Annotated in this window: 4 protein-coding genes and 1 pseudogene; 3 read left to right on the top strand and 2 right to left on the bottom strand. The window is 42.5% G+C overall.

Going from position 1 to position 3152, the window contains the following annotated elements:
• Window positions 1-404, bottom strand: a 404-nt coding sequence (locus IQ229_RS20485; RefSeq protein WP_194046892.1) for a hypothetical protein, incomplete at its 3' end; no start/stop codon positions are given.
• Between the two features lie 338 nt (window positions 405-742).
• On the opposite strand from IQ229_RS20485, the gene IQ229_RS20480 reads away from it, so the two are divergent.
• From IQ229_RS20480 to IQ229_RS24620, 3 genes are all read left to right on the top strand, one after another.
• Complete coding sequence (locus IQ229_RS20480; RefSeq protein WP_194046890.1) at window positions 743-1015, top strand: hypothetical protein; 273 nt, start codon at window positions 743-745, stop codon at window positions 1013-1015.
• 301 nt (window positions 1016-1316) lie between these two features.
• Window positions 1317-2045 carry a hypothetical protein gene (locus IQ229_RS20475; RefSeq protein ID WP_194046888.1) on the top strand — a complete coding sequence of 243 codons (729 nt, stop codon included), beginning with the start codon at window positions 1317-1319 and terminating at the stop codon, window positions 2043-2045.
• A gap of 103 nt (window positions 2046-2148) precedes the next feature.
• Complete coding sequence (locus tag IQ229_RS24620) at window positions 2149-2277, top strand: hypothetical protein (protein WP_265583004.1); 129 nt, start codon at window positions 2149-2151, stop codon at window positions 2275-2277.
• Window positions 2278-2421: 144 nt separating this feature from the next.
• Here IQ229_RS24620 and IQ229_RS20470 read toward each other — a convergent pair.
• A pseudogene (locus IQ229_RS20470) lies at window positions 2422-3152 on the bottom strand (hypothetical protein); the annotation flags it as partial.

The following is a 3152-nucleotide window of genomic DNA, read 5'->3' as shown; positions in this document are numbered from 1 at the left end:
GTAATATATGCGCCATAACAAACATCGTCATACTTTGTAGTTCGACTTTTCGGTTTACCCAATTTTTGGATAATATCCTTTTCTTTCATCCCCAGCTTAATATCACCTATGGATATTTTAGATACATCAATTGCTTTTTTAGTGGACTTGTCAAAAAGATTACTATGATAGTTTAAACTGTTATTCTCACCTATAGCTATAGGATTTACAGCGAGTAGTATCCCAAAACCAATTCCTGCTGCTAATTTTTTAAACATAACCTGACTTAAGGTATTGCTAGTTTCAAAAATTATGCCACGACTTAAGTAAAAGCCCTCTGGAAATCGCGCTCTATAAACAGGAATTAAAAGAGTCAGTTTAAACAGCGAACGCTCACTTTCCCCCAGAATTAAACCTGCTAACAACTTTTAATCAACTGCAAAATCTGCAAAACACTCCACCTTGAAGCGATCGCATACCGCACCGAACACACCTTAGACATCGCTTTTAGGAAACGGCGCATATTATACTCGATACTCACTGTTTTAGAAGTAATGGAGTGAACTTTGATAGTATTTATGTACTAAAAAATTATAGAGAATAACGATGCCTACGGTTCAAGAAGCCTACGCAGTTGGGAATTTTCGGTATAGCACCAGTTTATTCAGTTAATCTAAGCGATCGCCCCTTTACCCTATTGATTTCCTGGCTTGAATTGCTGCAATTCGATGTTGTACTCTGTTTTTAGAGTTCGGGCTTGCAGATGAACATAGGAATAATTGAGCCAAAAAGTAGCGGGTTTTTAGAAGTAATGCCGGAGGGTGAAGACAGCGACTATTGGCAGATTGCCGCCGTACACATCAATGGTAAAGCTTTCTGCCCTAGCCCGAAGCTTTATCGCTGTGAACAGGTGGCATTAGCAGTGGCTGCACAAATTTATGATTGGATAGCTGAACACGAACACCAAATCAGTGATGGGGCTTGCTACTGCTCTGTTTTGAAACTGGTCCTGTGGCAGCAACCGAAAGCATCTTAATTGACCTTGTATTAATAGCTACTTAGAGTAATCCTGTAGTCCCTGCCTCAAGTGTGGGGATTTTACTTTGTTGATAGGATGCGATGGCGTTCCGCCCTTTCCGGTGGCGATCGCTTTGGAGGTGCAACTTTGACTCTAAGAATTTGGACTATGGGCGTGTAGGCGATCTCCTCCGGCGGGCGCTCCGCGCTATCGCACCTCCCCTACTTCTCCCCTATCTTTGAGTAAATCTGTAGTTGGGCTTGTAGATAAAAGTATTAATCTTGGAAATCTCTAGTTAAAATCTTACATTTTAAGTAATATGATATACAAAAATTTATTGTGGATATTACCAATCGCCTCTACACTAAACTTTTTAGTTGCTATACTAGAGGCGCAAGCCAACTGTCCTGGTTCTGTTCAGCCGCTTGAGGAAGTGCAACTGCAAGTGCAGCAACGTTGGGATGAATTACAGCGTCAAGAAACTTACCCTTGGGGCACAACAAAAGTGTATGAACGCTTAATTGGCGATCGCATTACCCTAGCTGCAAGTTTCGATCAGCTGCGTGGTTCACACAAACAGGAAGCCCTCAACTTGCTACGACTCGGCAATTACTTACATAGCGTTTATGCCAGTGATGCCCGCTTGCTTTCGGCAGTATATGACGCTTGTACGCGGTTTGATATGTTAACAGAGAAGGCACGTTATAGCTGGTATTACAATAGTATTGGGCGATCACTACCCTCCAATTTGCCTCGTGAAGCTCTGCGGAATGCTGGCCGTCCATCTTGGCGACAGGTGCGTGTACCCATTAGCGAGGCGCAAGAGCAAAAAATCCGCAATTTGTTCTGGAATAAAATGGGTTACAGTCAAGCGAACAATGGTATGTGGATTGGCTGGGTTCCAGAACACGGTTATTTTGAAATTAATGTACCCAATGGCTACAACATCAAGCAATTGGGGCAATTTTGGCGTTCGGCTCCACGTAACTATCGCTACATCGTACTATCAGCTGACGGTTCATTAGTATTTGATGCTAACTTTGATTGACTATCATCATGTATTAGAGCGTCATTCCGTAGAAAATCTAAATGTTTGTCCAAAACGCTCATAATTACCACTTTATTTGTAGTTTTAACTGAGTTGATAGTCTGTGCGATGGCGTACCCGCCCACCGAAAACGATCGCTCCTCTACCTCGTTTAATTTTTCGTCGCTTGTATTTTCTAGGAGCGATCGCGCAGCGTTTCCAAGAGTTGCCCGTCGCAGACATCGCACTCTAACAAAACAATAGCGCCCACCTAACTCTCTTGATTTTTCATCTCGAAAACAACTTATGAGTGAATTTAATTGGACGGATATGTTTAAGATGAACTGGAATTTATTTAAGCTATCGCTGACGGTTCATTCGGTAAGCAATCAGAAAATCACTGATCTACCAACAGGTTGTCCCCAGTTCTATTCCAGTTTTGATCGCTCTTCTTGATGATTCGCTGTAACACCTGCCTTAGAACACTGGGATAGAAAAATACACTGGGGGGTTTAAGCAGGTGCATCACTTCTAAGAAAAGCTTGTGGATGTCAGGGCTTTGGGCAGCCAGCAGCAACACTTGATCTAGATAGTACTGCATGAGTTCCGTCATCCAATTGGGTCGTCCGCCCACAGTAGTATGCCAGCGAAAATCTTCACCTGTTGCCATTAGCCAAGGGACTGCAATTATTTTGCTAAGTTGCTTTTGAAAGCTTTGGGATAGCCCGACTAAATTTCCATCAGCATGGCGAGATAATTGCTTACTCAAAGACTCATCTAACGTCAATGCACCTAGAGCCGCAGTAGTCATGCCTTGTCCATAGACGGGATTGAAAGCACAAACAGCATCACCTATTACCACAAACCCTGACGGCAATTTCGACAGTTTTTCATAGTGAAGCCACCTATTTTCCGTGCGGTGATAGGCTCTCACAGGCGAAATGGCTTGAGCATCTTTAATTGCTTCGTAGATAATTGGATTTGACTTGACTTCATTATTCATCTTGCCAGTAATCAGTTGGTTATATAAATATGCAGCTTCTTCTAGTGAAAAAGCTGATGGATTAGCAGCAGCATTAGCCTGATGACCACTTTCCCAACCACCCATGCTAGAAAAAATATCATACC

This window comes from Nostoc cf. edaphicum LEGE 07299, from assembly GCF_015207245.1.
Taxonomy (GTDB): domain Bacteria; phylum Cyanobacteriota; class Cyanobacteriia; order Cyanobacteriales; family Nostocaceae; genus Nostoc; species Nostoc edaphicum_B.
Note: the sequence above shows the minus strand (reverse complement) of the source record. Positions and strands in the feature narration are given on the sequence as shown.